The 19,481-nt window shown below is 66.3% G+C and carries 18 protein-coding genes and 3 riboswitches; of the genes, 11 read left to right on the top strand and 7 right to left on the bottom strand.

The window, feature by feature from the left end; genetic code table 11:
- Positions 1-46: 46 nt before the first annotated feature.
- The gene (locus ACFQU0_RS04410) at positions 47-1,729 is read left to right on the top strand and encodes an electron transfer flavoprotein-ubiquinone oxidoreductase (RefSeq protein ID WP_382198908.1); all 1,683 of its coding nucleotides are present in this window, start codon (positions 47-49) and stop codon (positions 1,727-1,729) included.
- A gap of 46 nt (positions 1,730-1,775) precedes the next feature.
- Here ACFQU0_RS04410 and ACFQU0_RS04405 read toward each other — a convergent pair whose 3' ends face one another.
- Positions 1,776-2,414 carry a TetR/AcrR family transcriptional regulator gene (locus ACFQU0_RS04405; RefSeq protein WP_382198907.1) on the bottom strand — a complete coding sequence of 213 codons (639 nt, stop codon included), beginning with the start codon at positions 2,412-2,414 and terminating at the stop codon, positions 1,776-1,778.
- Between the two features lie 46 nt (positions 2,415-2,460).
- Between ACFQU0_RS04405 and ACFQU0_RS04400 the strand changes: the two genes are divergently transcribed.
- The 10 genes from ACFQU0_RS04400 (at position 2,461) to ACFQU0_RS04355 (ending at position 15,246) form a co-directional block, all read left to right on the top strand.
- The gene (locus tag ACFQU0_RS04400; RefSeq protein ID WP_382198906.1) at positions 2,461-4,107 is read left to right on the top strand and encodes an isovaleryl-CoA dehydrogenase; all 1,647 of its coding nucleotides are present in this window, start codon (positions 2,461-2,463) and stop codon (positions 4,105-4,107) included.
- Between the two features lie 78 nt (positions 4,108-4,185).
- Entirely contained in the window at positions 4,186-4,611 is a 426-nt protein-coding gene (locus ACFQU0_RS04395) for a PaaI family thioesterase (protein ID WP_382198905.1), read from the top strand.
- An 82-nt stretch (positions 4,612-4,693) separates the two neighbouring features.
- On the top strand, positions 4,694-4,948 hold the full coding sequence (locus ACFQU0_RS04390) for a type II toxin-antitoxin system Phd/YefM family antitoxin (RefSeq protein ID WP_382198904.1): 255 nt from the start codon (positions 4,694-4,696) through the stop codon (positions 4,946-4,948).
- On the top strand, positions 4,945-5,373 hold the full coding sequence (locus ACFQU0_RS04385; RefSeq protein WP_382198903.1) for a type II toxin-antitoxin system VapC family toxin: 429 nt from the start codon (positions 4,945-4,947) through the stop codon (positions 5,371-5,373). The genes ACFQU0_RS04390 and ACFQU0_RS04385 overlap by 4 nt, the downstream gene beginning before the upstream one ends.
- 77 nt (positions 5,374-5,450) lie before the next feature.
- Positions 5,451-5,552, top strand: a riboswitch (glycine riboswitch).
- A 9-nt stretch (positions 5,553-5,561) separates the two neighbouring features.
- Positions 5,562-5,663: riboswitch (glycine riboswitch) on the top strand.
- A 44-nt stretch (positions 5,664-5,707) separates the two neighbouring features.
- Complete coding sequence (gene gcvT / locus ACFQU0_RS04380; RefSeq protein ID WP_382198902.1) at positions 5,708-6,832, top strand: glycine cleavage system aminomethyltransferase GcvT; 1,125 nt, start codon at positions 5,708-5,710, stop codon at positions 6,830-6,832.
- 32 nt (positions 6,833-6,864) lie between these two features.
- Positions 6,865-7,236, top strand: a complete 372-nt coding sequence (gene gcvH / locus ACFQU0_RS04375) for a glycine cleavage system protein GcvH (protein WP_382198901.1) — start codon at positions 6,865-6,867, stop codon at positions 7,234-7,236.
- A 64-nt stretch (positions 7,237-7,300) separates the two neighbouring features.
- The gene (gene gcvP / locus ACFQU0_RS04370; protein ID WP_382198900.1) at positions 7,301-10,189 is read left to right on the top strand and encodes an aminomethyl-transferring glycine dehydrogenase; all 2,889 of its coding nucleotides are present in this window, start codon (positions 7,301-7,303) and stop codon (positions 10,187-10,189) included.
- Between the two features lie 22 nt (positions 10,190-10,211).
- A riboswitch (glycine riboswitch) is annotated at positions 10,212-10,310 on the top strand.
- Between the two features lie 167 nt (positions 10,311-10,477).
- Positions 10,478-11,743 (top strand): D-amino acid dehydrogenase, encoded by a 1,266-nt coding sequence (locus ACFQU0_RS04365; protein WP_382198899.1) that lies wholly within the window; start codon positions 10,478-10,480, stop codon positions 11,741-11,743.
- A 26-nt stretch (positions 11,744-11,769) separates the two neighbouring features.
- Positions 11,770-13,158, top strand: coding sequence for an L-serine ammonia-lyase (locus ACFQU0_RS04360; protein ID WP_382198898.1), 1,389 nt, complete (start codon positions 11,770-11,772; stop codon positions 13,156-13,158).
- Positions 13,159-13,320: 162 nt separating this feature from the next.
- Positions 13,321-15,246 carry a B12-binding domain-containing radical SAM protein gene (locus tag ACFQU0_RS04355; protein WP_382198897.1) on the top strand — a complete coding sequence of 642 codons (1,926 nt, stop codon included), beginning with the start codon at positions 13,321-13,323 and terminating at the stop codon, positions 15,244-15,246.
- Positions 15,247-15,273: 27 nt separating this feature from the next.
- Here ACFQU0_RS04355 and ACFQU0_RS04350 read toward each other — a convergent pair whose 3' ends face one another.
- The 6 genes from ACFQU0_RS04350 to ACFQU0_RS04325 all read right to left on the bottom strand — a co-directional run bounded on the left by ACFQU0_RS04350 (position 15,274) and on the right by ACFQU0_RS04325 (position 19,470).
- Positions 15,274-16,287, bottom strand: coding sequence for a pirin family protein (locus ACFQU0_RS04350; RefSeq protein WP_382198896.1), 1,014 nt, complete (start codon positions 16,285-16,287; stop codon positions 15,274-15,276).
- Positions 16,284-16,949 carry an alpha/beta hydrolase gene (locus ACFQU0_RS04345; protein ID WP_382198895.1) on the bottom strand — a complete coding sequence of 222 codons (666 nt, stop codon included), beginning with the start codon at positions 16,947-16,949 and terminating at the stop codon, positions 16,284-16,286. The genes ACFQU0_RS04350 and ACFQU0_RS04345 overlap by 4 nt, the downstream gene beginning before the upstream one ends.
- Positions 16,950-17,094: 145 nt before the next feature.
- On the bottom strand, positions 17,095-17,925 hold the full coding sequence (locus ACFQU0_RS04340) for a DODA-type extradiol aromatic ring-opening family dioxygenase (RefSeq protein ID WP_382198894.1): 831 nt from the start codon (positions 17,923-17,925) through the stop codon (positions 17,095-17,097).
- 125 nt (positions 17,926-18,050) lie between these two features.
- Positions 18,051-18,566, bottom strand: a complete 516-nt coding sequence (locus tag ACFQU0_RS04335; RefSeq protein WP_382198893.1) for a DUF1993 domain-containing protein — start codon at positions 18,564-18,566, stop codon at positions 18,051-18,053.
- Between the two features lie 23 nt (positions 18,567-18,589).
- Positions 18,590-18,811, bottom strand: a complete 222-nt coding sequence (locus tag ACFQU0_RS04330) for a SlyX family protein (RefSeq protein ID WP_382198892.1) — start codon at positions 18,809-18,811, stop codon at positions 18,590-18,592.
- Positions 18,808-19,470 (bottom strand): DsbA family oxidoreductase, encoded by a 663-nt coding sequence (locus tag ACFQU0_RS04325; protein ID WP_382198891.1) that lies wholly within the window; start codon positions 19,468-19,470, stop codon positions 18,808-18,810. Before ACFQU0_RS04325 ends, ACFQU0_RS04330 begins: the two co-directional genes overlap by 4 nt.
- Positions 19,471-19,481 lie beyond the last annotated feature (11 nt).

Raw genomic sequence — 19,481 nt, 5'->3', positions numbered from 1 at the left:
CCTCGCCTGGGGGCGTGGTGCCACACAACTTCTACCGAGACCCCTCATGACCCACGACGAGATACTGGCGCAGTTCGGCCCCCGCGAATCCATGGAATACGACGTGGTGATCGTGGGCGGTGGCCCGGCTGGCCTGGCCACCGCCATCCGCTTGAAGCAGATCGCTGCCGACAAGGGCCAGGAAATTTCGGTCGTGGTGCTGGAAAAAGGGTCTGAGCCCGGCGCCCACATCCTGAGTGGCGCCGTGATGGACCCGCGCGCCATCACCGAACTCTTCCCCAACTGGAAGGAATTGGGCGCCCCGCTGGCGCAGGAAGTGACCGGCGACGACGTGCTGTTCCTGTCCGAGACCGGCAGCACCCGCACCCCCGACTGGCTGGTGCCCCGCAACTTCCACAACCACGGCTGCTACGTCATTTCCCTGTCCAACGTGGTGAAGTGGATGGCACAGCAGGCCGAGAACCTGGGCGTGGAAATTTTCCCCGGCTTCGCCGCTGCCGAAGTGCTGTACGACGAGCAGGGCCGCGTCAAGGGTGTGGCCACCGGCAACATGGGCGTGGGCAAGGACGGCGAGCCTATGGACAGCTTCCAGCTGGGCATGGAGCTGCTGGGCAAGTACACCATCTTCGCCGAAGGCGCGCGTGGCCACCTGGGCAAGCAGCTGCTGGCCAAGTACGACCTGACCGCCGGCAAAGACGCACAGACGTTTGCCATCGGCATCAAGGAACTGTGGGAAGTGCCTGCCGACAAGGCCCAGCCCGGCCGCGTGGTGCACACCGCCGGCTGGCCCATGGTGGACGACAGCTTTGGCGGTGGCTTCCTCTACCACCTGGAGGGCAACAAGGTCACGCTGGGCTTCGTCATCGGGCTCGACTACAAAAACCCCTGGATGTCGCCCTTCGAGGAAATGCAGCGCTGGAAGACCCACCCGGCCATCAAGGCGCACATCGAAGGCGGCAAACGCATCGGCTACGGCGCGCGCGCCATCAACAACGGCACGCCCCAAGCCCTGCCCAAGACAGTGTTCCCGGGCGGCGCGCTCATCGGCTGCGACGCCGGCTACCTGAACGCCGCGCGCATCAAGGGTAGCCACGCCGCCATCAAGAGCGGCATGCTGTGCGCCGAGGCCCTGGCCGAAGCCGTGGCGGCTGGCCGCGCGCAGGACGAACTGAGCGCCTACCCCGCCGCCTTCGAGAAAAGCTGGCTCAACGAAGAACTGCAGCAGACCCGCAACTTCAAGAACTGGTTCAAGAAGGGCAAGCTGGTCGGCCAAGCCATGACCGGCATCGAGCAATGGCTGCTGCCCAAGGTGGGCGTGGCCAACCCGCCCTGGACGCTCCACAACACCACGCCCGACCATGTGAAGCTGCGCCCAGCCGCCGAGATGCCGCAGATCAGCTACCCCAAGCCCGACGGCAAGATCAGCTTCGACCGCCTCTCCAGCGTGTTCATCAGCAACACCAACCACGAAGAACAGCAGCCGGCCCACCTCACACTCAAGAACGCTGGCGTGCCGGTGAGTGTGAACCTGTCCAAGTTCGCCGGCCCCGAAAGCCGCTACTGCCCGGCCGGTGTGTACGAGTTCGTCAACAAGGACGGCGCCGACCAGCTGGTGATCAACGCACAGAACTGCGTGCACTGCAAGACCTGCGACATCAAGGACCCGACGCAGAACATCGTGTGGGTCACACCGGAAGGCGGCGGCGGGCCGAACTACGTGGGCATGTGAATCGCCCCAAGCTCAACACCAAAGCGGCCTCGGCCGCTTTTTTCGTTCAAGCGGGCGACAGATGCCCCGCCAGCGAGCGCCCTAAATCCCCCTTGACCTGCGCCCAATCGGTACGAACGCCCTGGGTCAGCAAGGCCTGAAAAACCGCGCCATAGGTCAGCACATGCACCGCGCGCGCCAGGGGTTGCAAGGCATCAGCCTCGGGCGCATCACACGCGCAAGCCAAGGCCATGGTCCAGGCGTCCACATAACGCCGGTAGTTTTTGCGGTAAGCCTCTGGCGGTGAGATTTCGCGCTCCAGCTGATAAAGCGCCGCCCAGGCCCGCACGTCACCGCGCATGCTCTCGATCTGCTGCTCCACCAGCAGCGGCACCAAGCGCGCCAACGGCAGGCCCGCATGGGCCTGCGCCGTGCTCACCAGTTGCTGGCCCACCGCGCGCACCCGGCGGTGGATGGTCAAGGCGGCCAGGGCCTGCTTGTCGCTCACGTAGTCGTAGAACGTGCCAATGCCCACACCGGCCACGCCGGCCAGTTCGCGCACGGTCATGGCGGCATAACCCCGGTCCAACAAAACCCGAACAAAGGCATCTTGCAGGGCCTCGGAGCTGGCGCGGGCGCGCGACTGCTGGGGGCGCCGCCGCAGCGCCACCGAGGTGGCGGGAATCCGAACACGTTCGCGGGGCATGGCTCCTAAACTTCTCCGAGGCAAACACACACGCGGAGACATTAGCATGGGCTGGCCCACACACGACGTCACCAACCAGTTCGACGAACTGCAGGACTACAACCTCTACGCCACCGACCACGCCCTGCAGGAGGCCGTGACCCGCCACGGCGGCGCCTCGGCCCACGGCCGACTCGGCGACTACGGCGCGCTGATGGGCACGGCCGACAGCTACGCCAAGGCCGACCTGGCCAACCGCTTCCTGCCCGAACTCAAAACCTTTGACGCCCGGGGCCGCCGTGTGGACCAGGTGAACTTCCACCCCGCGTGGCACGAGCTGCTGGCGCGCTACCGGCAGGCCGGCCTCATCTCCAGCCCCTTCCGCGACAACGCCCCTGGCCGTTGGGCCGCCTGGGCGGCAGGCTTCTACATGCACGCCCAGATCGAGGCCGGCACCTTGTGCCCCTCCACCATGACGTTGGGCGCCATCCCGCTGCTGCAGCGCGAGCCGGCGCTGTGGGCGCAGGTGGGCGACAAGCTCTTCAGCGATGGCTACGACCCGCGCGACCTGCCCGTCGCGCAGAAAACCGCCATTTACATCGGCATGGGCATGACCGAGAAACAGGGCGGCTCCGATGTGCGCGCCAACCAGACCACGGCCACGCCCGTCGGCGCGGGCGGGCGCGGCGGCGAATACCTGCTGCGCGGCCACAAGTGGTTTTTCTCAGCCCCCATGTGCGATGCCCACCTGGTGGTGGCGCGCACGCCCGAGGACGGCCTGGCCTGCTTCTTTGTGCCGCGCTGGCGGCCGGACGGCAGCAAGAACGCCATCCACATCCAGCGCCTGAAGAACAAAGTGGGCAACAAGAGCAACTCCAGCAGCGAGGTGGAGTTCCACGACGCCTGGGGCGTGCTGATGGGCGAGGCCGGGCGCGGCATCCCCACCATCATCGAGATGGCCACCTACACCCGTCTGACCTGTGTGCTGGGCAGCGCCGCGATGATGCGCCAGGCCCTGGTGCAAGGCATCGCCTACGCCCGCCAGCGCAAGGCCTTTGGCTACACCCTGGCCCAGCAGCCGCTGATGCGCGCGGTGCTGTCCGACATGGCGCTGGAAAGCGAGGCCGCGCTGGTGCTGGGCATGCACCTGGCCGAGGCCTACGAACACGACACGCCCGAGGCCCAGGCCTGGCACCGCCTGATGACGCCGGCAGCCAAGTTCTGGGTCTGCAAGCGCGCAGTGGAACTCACCGGCGAGGCGATGGAAGTGTTTGGCGGCAACGGCTACGTGGAAGACGGCATCATGGGCCGCCTGTTCCGCGAGGCGCCGGTGAACTCCATTTGGGAAGGCTCGGGCAACGTGATGTGCCTGGACGTGATGCGCGGCATCGGCCGCCAGCCCGCGCACGCGGAGGTGCTGCTGGCCGACCTGATGCGCCGTGCGGGCGACGATAGAACCCTCACGCAAGAAGCTTTGGCCCTGAGCCAGATGCTGCAGCGCAAGCCGGAGGAACTGGAAGGCATAGGGCGCCAGTTCACCACCCGCCTGTGTGTGCTGGCCCAGGCCTGCCTGCTGCGCCAGTACGCGCCCGAGCACGTGGCCCAGGCCTTCGTGGCCACCCGTTTCAGCGGCCACTGGGGCGCCGTCACCGGCCTGGTGGACCCCAGCGCGCTGGACGTGGACCGCCTGCTGGAGCGTGCCCTGCCCAGATAACCGCACTGAAGGTGATGAACAAATGGAGAAACATGCTGCAAGCTTCGTGTAGTGGCGGGCGTCTACGGAGGACGCCCCATGGCTGATACCGGTTGCCCACCCGGTTTCAAACCCCTGTTTCGCACGAGTCCTTTTCTCGACGCCACAGGCCCCTATTTCTACAAGCCAGAAGAACGTGGTTTTGTGGTTGGGCTGCGGGTAGAAACCAGGCACACCAACAACACCGGGACCGTGCATGGTGGCCTGTTGGCCACCATGGCAGACGTATCGCTTGGGTATGTGACGGCGATGTCGCAGCAACCACCCGTTCGCATGCTGACCACCAGCCTGGGACTGGACTACGTGGGCACCGCCAACGTGGGCGACTGGCTGGAAGCCCACGTGTCGGTGGTCAAAGTAGGGAGCCGCCTGGCATTTGCCAACCTGTTGATCGTCGCCAATGCCGCACCCATCGTCACCGCACGGGCCACTTTTTTGGTGACGGAGCCTACCGCCACACGGTAGGGCATGGCAACTGCAGCGCCCGCTTGCGCGGTCAACATTCATGTAGTAATGTAACTACATTTGAAGCCGTAGGAGGTGCAACATGACCGTGACCACCCTGTCCAGCCGTGAGCTGAACCAAGACGTGACCCGCGCCAAGCGCGCGGCCCAGAACGGGCCCGTGTTCATCACCGACCGAGGCAAGCCTGCGCATGTGCTGTTGAGCTTCGAGGCATACCAGCGGCTGACCCGGCAACGGCGCCACATCGCCGACGCCCTGGCCTTGCCGGGTACCGCGGACATTGCGTTTGAGCCGCCGCGTGTGACCATCGCTACCCGGCCGGCTGATTTGTCGTGATGTACCTGCTCGACACCAACGTGGTGTCCGAACTGCGCAAGGTGCGATTGGGCAAGGCCGACGCGCATGTGGCCGCCTGGGCCGACAGCGTCGATGCCGCCGATCTGTTTGTGTCGGCCATCACCGTCATGGAACTGGAGCTGGGCGTATTGGCCATTGAGCGCAAGGACGCCATCCAGGGCGCCTTGCTGCGCACGTGGTTGGACCAACAGGTCTTGCCGGAGTTTGTGGCGCGCACGCTGCCGATCGACACCGCTGTGGCACAACGCTGCGCCCGGCTCCACGTGCCCGACAAGCGTGGCGAGCGAGACGCGCTGATCGCCGCGACGGCGTTGGTGCACGGCATGACCGTGGTCACCCGCAACGTGGCCGATTTCGAACCCACTGGCGTGACGCTCATCAATCCGTGGTTGCGCCAGACCTGATCAAACGCACCGCCCCGTTTTTTTTGATATCAGTTGCCCAACACGGCCATGCGCCGCCTTGGCACGGCGCTACAATCGCGCCCACGTCAGGAGAGTGTCGCCCCGAGCGACCGCCGAAGGCGCAGGCGGTTTGCACATGCAAACCCTGAACGCTCAGGCAAAAGGACTGGCAGACGCCCGGCAACGGGCGATTCCCCCCTGGAGAGAGGCCATAGAACATGGCCCACCGAAGGAGCAAACGCGGCATCGCCCGCGTGAATCTCTCAGGTAAAGCGGACAGTGGGGCTGGTGCACGGCATGGCCGTGTGTGGCCCCTGCATTTCAAGTCCGCTCCATGTCCTCCGACACCCTGTTGACCACCCCGTTGAACGCCTTGCACCTCGAACTGGGTGCGCGCATGGTGCCTTTTGCAGGCTACAGCATGCCGGTGCAGTACAAGCCCGGCCTGATGGCCGAACACCTCCACACCCGCCAGGCCGCTGGCCTGTTCGATGTGTCGCACATGGGCCAGTTGCGCCTGGTCGGGCCCGACGCGGCAGCGGCTTTCGAAACCCTGATGCCAGTGGACGTGATAGGCCTGGGCGAACACAAACAACGCTACGGCCTGCTGCTCAACGACGAGGGCGGCATCATCGACGACCTGATGTTCGTCAACCGGGGCCGGGACATCTTCGTCATCGTCAACGGCGCGTGCAAACATGGCGACCTTGCCCACATGTTGGCCCGCATCGGCGGTCGCTGCCAAATCGATGTGTTATTTGACCGGGGCCTGCTCGCCCTGCAAGGACCCCAGGCCGTGACCGCCCTCGCCCGCCTGCTGCCCGGCGTCGAGAAACTGGTCTTCATGACCGGTGGCGACTTCAGCTGGAACGGCGCCGACCTCTACGTCACACGCAGCGGCTACACCGGCGAAGACGGCTTTGAGATCTCGGTGCCCGCTGCACAGGCCGAGGCCCTGGCCCGCGCCCTGCTGGCCCAACCCGAAGTGAATCCTGTGGGCCTGGGCGCACGCAACTCGCTGCGGCTGGAAGCCGGCCTGTGCCTCTACGGCAACGACATTGACACCACCACAACGCCAGTGGAAGCCGGCTTGAACTGGGCCATGCAGAAAGTACGGCGCACGGGCGGCGAACGTGCTGGTGGTTTCCCCGGCGCGGACAAGGTGCTGGCGCAGCTGGACGGCGCCGAAGCGCTGACCCGCAAGCGCGTGGGTCTGGTGGCCCTGGAGCGGGTGCCGGTGCGCGAACACACCGAACTGCAGAACACCCATGGCGCAACCATAGGCGAAGTCACCAGCGGCCTGCTGGGCCCCAGCGTGGACAAGCCCGTGGCCATGGGCTATGTGGGCGCAGAATACGCCGCCGTGGGCACCCGCGTGAACGCCATCGTGCGTGGCAAGGTGGTGCCCATGGAAGTGGCCGCGATGCCTTTCCTGCCGCCGCGTTATCACCGCGGCTGAACCCTTTTTTCATCTTCTCAACGGAGCCCTTCATGACCAAACAATTCACCGAAGACCACGAATGGGTCGAAGTCAGTGGCGATGTCGCCACCGTCGGCATCACCCACCACGCGCAGGACGCGCTGGGCGACGTGGTGTTTGTCGATCTGCCCGAAGTGGGCAAGGCCATCGCACAGAAAGAAGTGGCCGGCGTGGTCGAGTCGGTCAAGGCCGCTGCCGATGTCTACATGCCATTGAGCGGTGAGGTTGTGGAAGTCAACGAAGGCCTGCGCGCTGACCCTTCGCTGGCCAACAGCGACCCGCTGGGTGCGGGCTGGTTCTTCAAGGTCAAGCTGTCCGACGCGGGCCAACTCGCCGGCCTGCTGAGCGAAACCGCCTACGCCGATTTCGCGGCCCAGGGCTGACCAGAACCGTGCGTGAGCGGCGTTGCCCCGGCAGCGCCGCTTGCAGACTGTTCTGGAGCCCCCCATGCTGAAGCCCGCCACGCCCCCGCTCGAAGCCCTCGAAAACCCCAGCGAATTCATCGCCCGCCACATCGGCATCAGTGCCGAGGACGAGGCCATGATGTTGTCCGTGATCGGCGAGGCCTCGCGCCGTGCGCTCATCGAAAGCATCGTGCCACGCAGCATCGCACGGTCCACCGGCATGAAGCTGCCCGAGGCCGTGACCGAAGCCGTCGCACTGGCCGAACTGAAAGCCATCGCGCAGCAAAACCAGGTGTTCAAGAGCTTCATCGGCCAGGGCTACTACGGCACCCACACGCCCGGCGTGATCCTGCGCAACATCCTGGAAAACCCCGCCTGGTACACCGCCTACACGCCCTACCAGGCCGAGATCTCGCAAGGCCGCATGGAGGCGCTGGTCAACTTCCAGACCATGGTGACCGACCTCACCGGCATGGCGATTGCCAACGCGTCCATGCTGGACGAAGCCACCGCCGCCGCCGAGGCGATGACGCTGGCCATGCGGGTGGGCAAGTCGAAGTCCAACGTGTTTTATGTGGACGACCAAGTGCTCCCCCAAACACTTGAGGTGGTGCGCACCCGCGCCAAACCCTTGGGGATCGACGTCCGCATTTGCACTGGCCCCGAAGCCTTGGAGAACGACAGTTTTGGGGTGCTGCTGCAATACCCCGCGCTGAATGGCGAAGTGCGCGACCTGCGTGACTGGACCACCCAGTACAAGACAAAAGGCGGCAGCGTGATCGTCGCTGCCGACCTGCTGGCTCTCACCCTGCTGGCGCCCCCAGGCGAATGGGGAGCGGACATCGTGGTCGGCACCACCCAGCGCTTTGGCATGCCCATGGGTGCCGGCGGCCCCCACGCCGCCTACATGGCCTGCCGCGACGAGTTCAAGCGCTCCCTGCCCGGCCGCTTGGTGGGCGTGAGCGTGGACGTGCACGGCAACCCGGCCTACCGCCTGGCGCTGCAAACGCGCGAGCAACACATCCGCCGCGAAAAGGCCACCAGCAACATCTGCACCGCGCAGGTACTGCCTGCCGTCATCGCCAGCATGTACGCCGTTTACCACGGTCCAGAAGGATTGAAACGCATCGCCCAGCGCGTGGCCGCTTACACCGCCATCCTGGCCCAAGGCCTCAAAACGCTGGGCCACACGCTCACCAGCGACAGCGCTTTCGACACCCTGACCGTGAAACTGCCCGATGCCGCCACCGCCCAGGCCGTGGCCGCCAAGGCCCGCGCCAAGCAGGCCAACCTGCGCGTGAGCTGGGGCCAGTTCGTGTCCATGTCGCTCGACGAAACCACGGCCCGCGCCGACATCGAGCTGTTGTGGGGCGTGTTCGCCGCCGAAGGCCAAAGCCTGCCGCGTGTGGCCGACTTTGACGCCGGCGTGGAGCCGCTGATCCCAGCCAGCCTGCGCCGCGCCAGCAGCTTCCTCACGCACCCGGTGTTCAACAGCCACCACAGTGAGACGGGCATGCTGCGCTACATCCGCGCGCTGAGCGACAAGGACCTGGCACTGGACCGCAGCATGATCCCGCTGGGCTCGTGCACCATGAAGCTCAACGCCACCAGCGAGATGATTCCCATCACCTGGCCGGAGTTCGCCAACGTCCACCCGTTCGCCCCCGCCGACCAGCTCAAGGGCTACCAGCAGCTCGACGAGCAACTGCGCACCTGGCTGTGCGAAGCCACCGGCTACAAGGGCATCAGCCTGCAACCCAACGCGGGCAGCCAGGGCGAATACGCCGGCCTACTGGCCATCCAGGCCTACCACGCCTCGCGCGGTGAAAGCCACCGCAACATCTGCCTGATTCCCAGCAGCGCCCACGGCACCAACCCGGCCAGCGCGCAAATGGTGGGCCTGCAGGTGGTGGTCACCAAGTGCGACGACAACGGCAACGTGGACATGGCGGACCTGCAAGCCAAGTGTGAGCAGCACAGCGACAAGCTGGCCGCAGTGATGATCACCTACCCGTCCACCCACGGCGTGTTCGAGACCACCGTCAAAGAGCTGTGCGCCCTGGTGCACCGCCACGGTGGCCGCGTGTACGTGGATGGCGCCAACATGAACGCCCTGGTGGGCGTGGCCGCACCCGGCGAGTTCGGCGGGGACGTGAGCCACCTCAACCTGCACAAGACCTTCTGCATACCACACGGCGGCGGCGGCCCCGGCGTGGGCCCGGTGTGTGTGGTCGACGACCTCGTGCCCTTCCTGCCCGGTCACGAAACGGGTGGCGTGAAAAGTGGCGTGGGCGCCGTGAGTGCTGCCCCCTTAGGCAACGCGGCCGTGCTGCCGATTTCGTGGATGTACATCCGCATGATGGGCGCCGACGGCCTGAAGCACGCCACCGAAGCCGCCATCCTGAGTGCCAACTACATCAGCAAGCGCCTGGCGGACCACTACCCCACGCTGTACGCCAGCGAAAACGGCCATGTGGCGCACGAGTGCATCCTGGACCTGCGCGGCCTCAAGGAAACCAGCGGCGTGATGGCCGAGGACGTGGCCAAGCGCCTGATGGACTACGGTTTTCACGCGCCCACGTTGAGCTTCCCGGTGGCCAACACCTTGATGGTGGAGCCGACCGAAAGCGAAACGCGGGAGGAGTTGGACCGCTTCATCGACGCGATGATCGCCATCCGCGAGGAAATCCGCCGTGTGGAAAAAGGCGAGTGGCCGCAGGACAACAACCCGCTCAAACACGCACCGCACACCGCGGCCACCGTGCTGCAAAGCGATTGGAACCGTCCTTACGCGCGCGAGCTGGCCGCTGCCGCCAAAGGCCACGCGGTCAACACCAAGTACTGGCCCTCGGTCGGCCGGGTGGACAACGTCTACGGCGACCGCAACCTGTTCTGCAGCTGCGTGCCGGTGGGGGAACTCGCCACCGATTGATTTTTTCGGGTCTGTAAGGCCCCACGCAGGATCGGGAGAGACCGCGCGCCTGAGAAGGCAGCGCGGCGCCGAAGGAGCAACCGCCCCGGAAACTCTCAGGCCAAAGGACCGGTCTTGCGAACAAAACTCTGAAGAGCGGTCGGGATTCGTCACCCGGCCCACCGCAGGAGCAAACCCGCCGCCTAAAAGGCACACAGTGGGTGAATCTCTCAGGTCACAAACAGAGGGGGCGTGCCATGCACACGGTGTGTGTGGCACTCCCATCCTCGACGTTTGGAGCCTGAAACCATGCAGCAATCAATCGCCGTCATCGGCGGTGGCATCACCGGTGTCACCACAGCCTACGCGCTCGTCAAGCGCGGTTTTTCCGTCACCCTGTTCGAGCGGCACCGCTACGCCGCCATGGAAACCTCCTTCGCCAACGGTGGCCAGCTCTCGGCCTCCAACGCCGAGGTATGGAACCACACATCCACCGTGCTCAAAGGCCTCAAATGGATGCTCAAGAGCGACGCGCCGCTGTTGGTCAACCCCAAGCCCAGCTGGCACAAGCTCTCGTGGTTTGCCGAGTTCATCGCCCACATCCCGCGTTACCGCGACAACACCGTGGAAACCGCCCGCTTGGCCATTGCGGCGCGCGAGCACCTGTTTGGCTGGGCGCAGGCCGAAGGCATTGACTTCGACCTGAAGAAGCAGGGCATCCTGCACATCTACCGCGACAAAAAGGGCTTTGACCACGCGGCCGAAGTCTCCAAGCTGCTGGCCGAGGGCGGCCTGCCGCGCCGCGCCGTCACGCCCGACGAGATGCGCGCCATCGAGCCCACCCTGGCCGGCACCTACTTTGGTGGCTTCTACACCGAGAGCGATTCGACCGGCGACATCCACAAGTTCACCGTGGGCCTGGCCGCCGCCGCCGAGCGCCTGGGCGTGCGCACGCTGTACGGCCAACAGGTACAGCGCCTGGTGAGCGACGGCCAGCGCGCCAGCGTCACCGCCACCGATGAACATGGCACGCAGACGCACCAGTTCGACGCCCTGGTGGTTTGTGCCGGCGTGGGCAGCCGCGAGCTGGGCGCCCAACTGGGCGACCGCCTGAACGTCTATCCCGTCAAGGGCTACTCCATCACCGTCAACCTGCTGGATGAACAAAGCCAGCGTGCCGCGCCCAACGTGAGCCTGTTGGACGACGAAACCAAACTGGTGACCAGCCGCCTGGGTGTGGACCGCTTCCGCGTGGCCGGCACGGCCGAGTTCAACGGCGTCAACCGCGACATCCGCGCCGACCGCATCCGCCCGCTGATCGACTGGGTGAACCAGTGTTTCCCTGGCGTCAACACCCGCCAGGTGGTGCCCTGGGCCGGCCTGCGGCCCATGATGCCCAACATGCTGCCGCGCGTGGGCGCCGGCAAGCGCGCCAATGTGTTCTACAACACCGGCCACGGCCACCTGGGCTGGACCTTGTCGGCCGTGACGGCAGACATGGTGGCGGGGCATGTGGCACAGTGGCAGCAACAGCAGCGCCCCACCCAGCTCGGCGTACCCGCCCACGCTGTCTGACCCACACACCACCGCCGGAGCACCCCATGGCCATCTCCGCCTTCGATCTCTTCAAAATCGGCATCGGCCCCAGCAGCTCGCACACGGTGGGCCCGATGCGGGCGGCGCGGCTGTTTGTGGCGGGCTTGCAGAACCAGGGGGTGCTGGCGCAGGTGGCGCGAGTGCACTGCGGGTTACACGGCTCGCTGGGCGCCACCGGCAAAGGCCACGGCAGCGACACGGCGGTGCTGCTGGGCCTGGCCGGCCACGAGCCCGAGACCGTGCCCATCGAATCGGTGGCGGCGACCGTGGCCGAGATCCGTGGCACGGCGCACATCCGGCTGTTGGGCCAACACGAGATCGGTTGGAACGAGCGCGAAGACCTGTCCTTCTACCGCCAGCCCCTGCCCTTACACGCCAACGGCATGCGGCTGCAAGCCTGGGACGCGGCGGGTGGCTTGCTGGTAGAACGCGTGTACTACTCGGTGGGCGGGGGTTTTGTGGTCACCGACGAACTGGCCGCCGATGGCAGCCGCCAGAAAGCAATAGCCCCCGACACCACCGCCCTGCCCATCCCCTTCCGCTCGGGCGACGAGTTGTTGCAACGCTGCCGCGAACACGGCTTGTCGGTTGCCGGCGTGATGCGGGCCAACGAAGCCCATTGGCGCAGCGAAGGCGAGGTGCGCGACGGCCTGCTGCACATCTGGGCGGTGATGCAAGCCTGCGTGGTGCGCGGTTGCCAAACGGAAGGTGTGCTGCCCGGTGGCTTCAAGGTCAAGCGCCGCGCGCCCGGCCTCTACAAAGACCTGACCGGCCACCCCGAAAAAGCCCTGACCGACCCGCTGGCCGTGCTCGACTGGGTCAACCTCTACGCCCTGGCCGTCAACGAAGAAAACGCCGCTGGCGGCCGGGTGGTGACGGCGCCCACCAACGGCGCGGCGGGCATTGTGCCGGCGGTGCTGCACTACTACCGCCGCTTCGTGCCCGGCGCCACCGACGAAGGTGTGGTGGACTTCCTGCTCACGGCGGCGGCCATCGGCATCCTCTACAAAGAAAACGCCAGCATCAGCGGCGCCGAGGTGGGCTGTCAGGGCGAGGTGGGCGTGGCCTGTTCCATGGCCGCCGGCGCCTTGTGCGCGGTGCTGGGCGGCACACCCGAACAGGTGGAAAACGCCGCCGAAATCGGCATGGAACACCACCTTGGCCTGACCTGCGACCCCGTGGGCGGCCTGGTGCAAATCCCCTGCATCGAGCGCAACGCCATCGCCTCCGTCAAGGCCATCAACGCCGCGCGCATGGCGCTGCGTGGGGACGGCTCGCACTTCGTCAGCCTCGACAAAGTCATCAAGACCATGCGCGAAACCGGCGCCGACATGAAAACCAAATACAAGGAAACCGCGCGCGGCGGGCTGGCCGTGAACATCGTGGAATGCTGATTGGCTCCCCCCGCGCCGCCTGCGGCGTCACCCCCCACGGGGCGATGCCAGCGGACCGGCAGAGCCGGCTCCACGGCATCCCAGGATAAGGCACGCGTGCCGACTGTGCGGCCGGTTCGCTAGTGGGCTAAGCTCGCTGCTTCGCTTTCTCTCCCTGCCCGCATGATTTCCGATTTCCGCGTGTTGAGCCTCATCCCCCCGATGACGCAGCTCAACACGCCCTACCCCTCCACCGCCTACCTCACCGGCTTCCTGCGTTCGCGTGGTGTGCCGGCGGTGCAGGAAGACCTGGCGTTGGCACTGGTGCTGCGCCTCTTCACCCCTGCCGGACTCGACGCCGTGCACGAGCGTGCCCAAGCCCTGCCCGACGCCGAACGCTCGGCCAGCGTGCACGCGTTTCTTGATCAGTTCGCGCTTTACCGCAGCACCATCGCCACAGCCATCGCCTTTCTGCAGGGGCGCGACTCGACACTCGCCCACCGCATCGCTGCGCGTGGCCTGCTGCCCGAAGGCCCGCGCTTTGCGGCGCTGGACGCCTACATCGATGACGGCAGCGGCGACCCACTGGCTTGGGCCTTCGGCGCCCTGGGCGTGCAGGACAAGGCCCGCCACCTGTGCACCCTGTTCCTCAACGACCTGGCCGACGTGTTGCGCGACGCGGTGGACGACCGTTTCGAGTTCGTGCGCTACGCCGAATCCCTGGCCGCCAGCCAGCCCCGCTTCGACCCGCTGGCGCAAGCCCTGGCGGCACCGCCCACGCTGGTGGACGAGCTGCTGCGCGAATTGACGTTGGCGGCCATCGCGCGGCACCAACCCCGGCTGGTGCTGCTCTCCGTGCCTTTTCCGGGCTCGGTTTACGCTGCGTTTCGCATCGCGCAGGCCGTCAAGGCACACGATGCGTCCATCGTCATCGCCCTCGGCGGCGGCTTCGTCAACACCGAGCTGCGCGAACTGAGCGACCCGCGCGTGTTCGACTTCGTGGACTTCGTGACGCTGGACGCGGGCGAGCGGCCGGTGTTGTCGCTGGTGGAGCACCTGCAAGGCCAGCGTGGGCGCCAGCGCCTGCAGCGCACCTTTGTGCGCAACGACGGCGGCGCCGTGCAATACGTGAACATCACCGAGCCCGACATCCCGTTTGAAGACGTGGGCACGCCCACCTGGGATGGCCTGCCGCTGGACCGCTACCTGAGCCTGCTCGACATGCTCAACCCCATGCACCGCCTCTGGAGCGACGGGCGCTGGAACAAGCTCACCGTCGCACACGGTTGCTACTGGAAAAAGTGCAGCTTCTGCGATGTGAGCCTGGACTACATCGGCCGCTACGAGACCGCCACCGCCCACAAGCTGGCCGACCGCATCCAGCAGATCGTGGAAGAAACCGGCCAGACCGGCTTCCACTTCGTGGACGAGGCCGCACCACCCAAGGCCCTCAAGGCCCTGGCCGAGGAACTGATCCGCCGCCAGTTGCACATTTCATGGTGGGGCAACATCCGGTTTGAAAAAACCTTCACGCCCGAGCTGGCCGACCTGCTGGCCCAAAGCGGCTGTATTGCCATGAGCGGTGGGCTGGAGGTGGCCAGCGACCGGCTGCTGGGCCTGATGAAAAAAGGCGTGTCGGTGGAGCAGGTGGCGCGTGTGACCAAAGGCTTTTCGGACGCCGGCATCCTCGTGCACGCCTACCTGATGTACGGCTTTCCCACCCAGACGCTGCAAGACACGGTGGATGCCCTGGAGTACGTGCGCCAGCTGTTCGAAAACGGCTGCATCCAAAGCGGCTTTTTCCACCGCTTTACCTGCACCGTTCACTCGCCCGTGGGCAAAAACCCCGAGGCCTACGGCATCGAACTCATTCCCCTGCCGGCGGTGAGTTTCGCCAAGAACGACATCGGCTTCATCGACCCCACCCCCATGCCACCGGGCGTGGACCACGACGCCCTGGGCCAGGGCCTGCGCAAGGCCATCTACAACTTCATGCACGGCCTGTGCCTGGAGGACGACGTGCGCCGCTGGTTCGAACACCTGCCGTGCAAGGTGCCCAAACCCACGGTGAAGCGGCAGCACATTGGCCGGGCGCTGGGCGTGCACTGACCCGCCCGCAAGCGGACACGCGTCGTCTCAGCGAGCCGCCTCCTCACGGCCATCAGGGTGGCGTGCAAAACGGCCCCGCTCGGCGCCATGGTGGGGCGCCTCGTTCTGCCAGGGCCACCCACCAAAGCGGGTGCGCTGGTAGTCGCTGAAAGCCTGGTGGATTTCGGCCTGCGTGTTCATCACGAAGGGGCCGTACTGGGCCACGGGCTCGGCGATGGGCCGGCCTTGCAGCATCAGGCATTCGGCAGCGGTATCGCCATTCACCAGCTCCACCGCTGCGGCTGCGTCCAATTCCAACGCGGCGTGCTGATCGACCAGATGCCCCCCAACGCGCAGGGCGGTGCCAGCAAAAAAGTACAGCATGCGCCGCGTACCCTGGCCTTGCGCTACAGGCAGCGTGAAGCGGGCGCCGGGGGCGAGCTTGAGCGTCCAGATGGCCACGTCGGCATCGGGCTGAGCAGCCCATGATTCGGGCGGTGGTGCCAGGGGAGCCGGTGCGCCATTCAGGGCACCTGCCACCACACTGACCTCCACGCCGCCGGCCTGCAGGGCCGGGATGTCCTGGCCCCAGAACATGGTGAAGTGCGGGGCGGCCATCTTGCGGGCGGCGGGCAGGTTGAGCCAGATTTGGAACAACTCGCAGGGGTTGGGTTGGTCGGCTTGCAGCAGCGGGAACATCTCGGAATGCACGATGCCACGCCCAGCCGTGAGCCACTGCACGTCGCCCTCGCCAAAACGAGCGGCGGCCCCCAGCGAATCCGAATGGTCAATCAGCCCACGGCGCGCGATCGTCACGGTCTCGAAGCCCCGGTGAGGGTGCGCGGGAAAACCGGGCACCTGCTCGCCGTGGTACATGCTCCAGCCGTCCTTCTGCGAGAAGTCCTGCCCGATCTGGCGGCCAGCCAGCGACGCCGCGGGCCCCAACTGGGCGTTGCCCGGCGGGTAGTGGTCGTTGTGGTGCACGCAGAACAGAAACGGGTCCAGCGTGGGCCACTGGAAGCCCAACGCCTGCGCGCTCAGGATGGGGTGGGTGTTGCTCACGTCGTCTCCTTAGAAGTGATGCGCTGCAGCCAGGCGATCCACTGCTGCAGTTCGGCCGGGCGCAATTCGTGCCCGCCGGGGAAATCGGCACCGTCCAGCGCCACCGGCAAGGCGCCAAAGTGCTCGCGGATGCGCTGTGCCTGCGCCAAGGGGATGACCATGTCCTGCAAACCGTGGCTGACCCACAGTTGTTTGCCGGCCAACTCGGCGGCAGGCGCGGCCAGCGTCAGCACCTCGGGCAACAGGCGGCTGTGCAGCGCAAAGGCGCCTTGCATCAGCGAAGGCTGCGTCAACAACAGGCTCAAGCCCATGATGCCACCCTGACTGAAGCCGCCCACCAGCACACGCGCAGGTGGCACACCAAGACGTTGGGCGTGGGCCGCGATCTCACGTGTGAGCGCTTCGCGGCTGGCCAGCTCCTGCTCACCGTCGATGGCGCGCGAGCCATCGGGCCGCACATCGAACTCAAACCAGGCGTAACTGCCCGGCCCCAGCACAAAGGGTGCGCGCAGGCTCAGCACATGGAAGTGCGGCGGCACATACGGCGCAAGGCCGAACAGGTCTTGCTCGTTGCTGCCCACGCCGTGCATGAGCACCAGCAGCCAAGGTGTGGGGGTGCCCGCAGCCGGGCGCTCAAGCGATTGGAGAAGTGTGTCGTTCATTTGGGTCGTTGCGCCGAAGCGCTGTGGGCGACGCGTGAGGCACCCCAGCCGGGGGACACCGCCGGGCCGGCTTTGCCGGACGGCTGGTGTCGCCCCTTGAGGGGGATGCGGCCACGCGCAGCGGGCAAGCAACGGGGTGGTGTGGTCATCCCAGTGCAAAGGCGTCCATGGCCAGGTAGCGGTACATGATTTCGCGCGTCAGGTAGTTGGGTGCCACAGCGGCGTCGCTGCCCCACCCGGCCGCGCCCAGCGCGAAAAAGATGGGCAGAAAATGCTCTTCGGTGGGGTGGGCGCGCACGGCGTGAGGCGCGCGGACGCGGTAGTCCAGCAGCGCATCCACATCGGCACGCGCCACCACATCTTCGATCCAGCGGCTGAACTCGTTGGCGTAGGCGGCGGCGGGGTCGTCCTGCTGCGGCATGCCGCTGAAGAACTCACCCAGGTTGTGCGTCATGCTGCCGGAGCCGACGACCAGCACCCCTTCGCCGCGCAAACCGGACATGGCCTGGCCCATGGCAAACACCTCGCGCGGGCCGGCGCTGGCGGGCAGCGCCACCTGCACCACCGGCACGTTGGCCTGCGGGAACAGGTGCATCAGCGGCACCCAGGCACCGTGGTCCAGCGGGCGCTGGGCATCGGGCACGGCGGGCACACCGGCCGCCTGCAGCAGCCCCAGCACCTGCGCGGCCAGTGCGGGTGCACCGGGCGCGGGGTATTGCAGGCGGTACAAGGGTTCGGGGAAGCCGCCAAAGTCGTGCCAGGTTGCGGGCTGGGCGTTGGTCATCACCGCCGGCTGGCGCGCCATCCAGTGGGGCGACATGAGCACGATGCCGCGCAGGGGCTGGCCCTCGGTGGCCAGCTGTTCACGCAAACCCTCGGCCCAGCGGGTGAGCGCCGGGCCAGACGCCCCGGGCTCCAGCGCCCACATGGGCGAGCCGTGGGAGAGGAACAGGGTGGGCAAGGCGGCGTGTGACATGGCGTTTTCCTTGTGGTGTGGGATGTGTCAAGGATGGCAGCACAACCCACCATCCACAAGCGCCGCCCGCTGAAGTCAACGTTCAAATAATTTGTTGCTTTTCACCCATTTGATTCAGACGATGTTCAAGCTGCCGGCCCCACCAGGTAGTCGCGCTTGCCCAGCGGCACACCGTTGTGGCGCAGGATGGCGTAGGCCGTGGTGACGTGGAAGAAGACGTTGGGCAAGGCCCAGCTCTTGAGGTAGTCCTCGCCCAACATGGTGCGGGTGCCGGCCTTGCCCACCGGGAAGGTGATTTCGCGCGCCTCCTGGCCGTCGATGGCGCTGGCGGGCACGGTGTCCAGCCAGTCCAGCGTCTTCTGGATGCGGCCTTGCAGCTCCTCGAGCGTGTTTTCGGTGTCGTCGAACTTGGGGGCGTCCAGGCCACCGAGGCGGGCCATACACAGCTTGGCGGCGTCGCAGGCGATGAAAACCTGCGACTTGAAAGGCAGCATGTCGGGGGCCAGGCGGTAGCTCACCAGCACCTGCGGGTCGTAGCCCCGGGTGGCGGCGTCGGCACGGGCTTTTTCCAGCAGGTGGTGCAGGTTGGTGAGCGCGTTGCGGAACACGGGCTGGCTGGCGGAAAACAAGGTGATGCTCATGGTGGCCTCGTTGGAAAAAAGGATCAGTAGTGGGGTGGCAGTTCGTCGCGCAGGCTGCGGAACACCGCCCCGCCCGCCTCTGGCTGTTGTTGGCGCAGTTGCGCCAACTCGCGTTCCAGCCGGTCGATCTGTTGCTGCTGGCGGTAGATGATTTGGTTGAGCTGGTCCAGGGTGTCGTCGGCGTAGCTGGCCTTGATCTCCAGCTCGGTCAACCGGCGCTCCACCTCGGCGGGGGCCAGCGTCATGCCTGGGCCCCAGCGGCGATCTGGCGCAAGGCCTGCTCGAACACCTCGGCTGGCTGGCCGCCGGAGATGAGGTGACGGTCGTTGATGACCACGGCGGGCACGGAGCGGATGCCGGCACGCTGGTACATCAGCTCTTGCGCGCGCACTTCGTCGGCCAGTTCGTCGCTGGCCAGCACGGCTTGCACACGGGCTGGGTCCAGGCCCACCTCGGTGGCCAGGCGCAACAGCACCTCATGCGACTCGGGGCTCTCGGCGCGGCCGTGGTAAGCGGTGAGCAGCGCCTTCTTGAGCGCGTGTTGCTGGCCAGGCTGGCCTTCGTTTTCGGCCAGCAACAGCAGGCGGTGGGCGTCGAACGTGTTGTAGATGCGGCCACGGCCTTCGCGCCTGAATTCAAAGCCCACCTCGGCGCCGCGCTGGCGGATCATCTCGCGGATCTCGGCCTGTTTTTCGGGCGTGGAGCCGTACTTTTCCGTCAGGTGTTCGGTGATGTCCTGGCCGCCAGGCGGCATCTGGGGGTTGAGTTCGAAGGGCTGGAAGTGCAGATCGGCCTTCACCGTGCCTTGCAGGCGCTCCAGCGCCTGCTCCAGCGCACCCAGGCCCACGGCACACCAAGGGCAGGAAACGTCGGACACAAAATCGATCTTGAGAGAGGCAGTCATGGCGCAAAGGC

Origin of the sequence: Hydrogenophaga defluvii (genome assembly GCF_042665235.1) — a bacterium.
In the GTDB taxonomy this organism is placed as follows: domain Bacteria; phylum Pseudomonadota; class Gammaproteobacteria; order Burkholderiales; family Burkholderiaceae_C; genus Hydrogenophaga; species Hydrogenophaga defluvii_A.
The sequence above is the reverse complement of the archived record's forward strand: the minus strand, read 5'-3'. Positions and strand labels throughout refer to the sequence as shown.

Bases quoted from the DNA above. Each gene is read 5' to 3' on its own strand.
- ACFQU0_RS04410 (WP_382198908.1), top strand. From the start codon at position 47: ATGACCCACGACGAGATACTGGCGCAGTTCGGCCCCCGCGAATCCATG.
- ACFQU0_RS04405 (WP_382198907.1), bottom strand. From the start codon at position 2,414: ATGCCCCGCGAACGTGTTCGGATTCCCGCCACCTCGGTGGCGCTGCGG.
- ACFQU0_RS04400 (WP_382198906.1), top strand. From the start codon at position 2,461: ATGGGCTGGCCCACACACGACGTCACCAACCAGTTCGACGAACTGCAG.
- ACFQU0_RS04395 (WP_382198905.1), top strand. From the start codon at position 4,186: ATGGCTGATACCGGTTGCCCACCCGGTTTCAAACCCCTGTTTCGCACG.
- ACFQU0_RS04390 (WP_382198904.1), top strand. From the start codon at position 4,694: ATGACCGTGACCACCCTGTCCAGCCGTGAGCTGAACCAAGACGTGACC.
- gcvT (WP_382198902.1), top strand. From the start codon at position 5,708: ATGTCCTCCGACACCCTGTTGACCACCCCGTTGAACGCCTTGCACCTC.
- gcvH (WP_382198901.1), top strand. From the start codon at position 6,865: ATGACCAAACAATTCACCGAAGACCACGAATGGGTCGAAGTCAGTGGC.
- gcvP (WP_382198900.1), top strand. From the start codon at position 7,301: ATGCTGAAGCCCGCCACGCCCCCGCTCGAAGCCCTCGAAAACCCCAGC.
- ACFQU0_RS04365 (WP_382198899.1), top strand. From the start codon at position 10,478: ATGCAGCAATCAATCGCCGTCATCGGCGGTGGCATCACCGGTGTCACC.
- ACFQU0_RS04360 (WP_382198898.1), top strand. From the start codon at position 11,770: ATGGCCATCTCCGCCTTCGATCTCTTCAAAATCGGCATCGGCCCCAGC.
- ACFQU0_RS04355 (WP_382198897.1), top strand. From the start codon at position 13,321: ATGATTTCCGATTTCCGCGTGTTGAGCCTCATCCCCCCGATGACGCAG.
- ACFQU0_RS04345 (WP_382198895.1), bottom strand. From the start codon at position 16,949: ATGAACGACACACTTCTCCAATCGCTTGAGCGCCCGGCTGCGGGCACC.
- ACFQU0_RS04340 (WP_382198894.1), bottom strand. From the start codon at position 17,925: ATGTCACACGCCGCCTTGCCCACCCTGTTCCTCTCCCACGGCTCGCCC.
- ACFQU0_RS04335 (WP_382198893.1), bottom strand. From the start codon at position 18,566: ATGAGCATCACCTTGTTTTCCGCCAGCCAGCCCGTGTTCCGCAACGCG.
- ACFQU0_RS04330 (WP_382198892.1), bottom strand. From the start codon at position 18,811: ATGACGCTGGCCCCCGCCGAGGTGGAGCGCCGGTTGACCGAGCTGGAG.
- ACFQU0_RS04325 (WP_382198891.1), bottom strand. From the start codon at position 19,470: ATGACTGCCTCTCTCAAGATCGATTTTGTGTCCGACGTTTCCTGCCCT.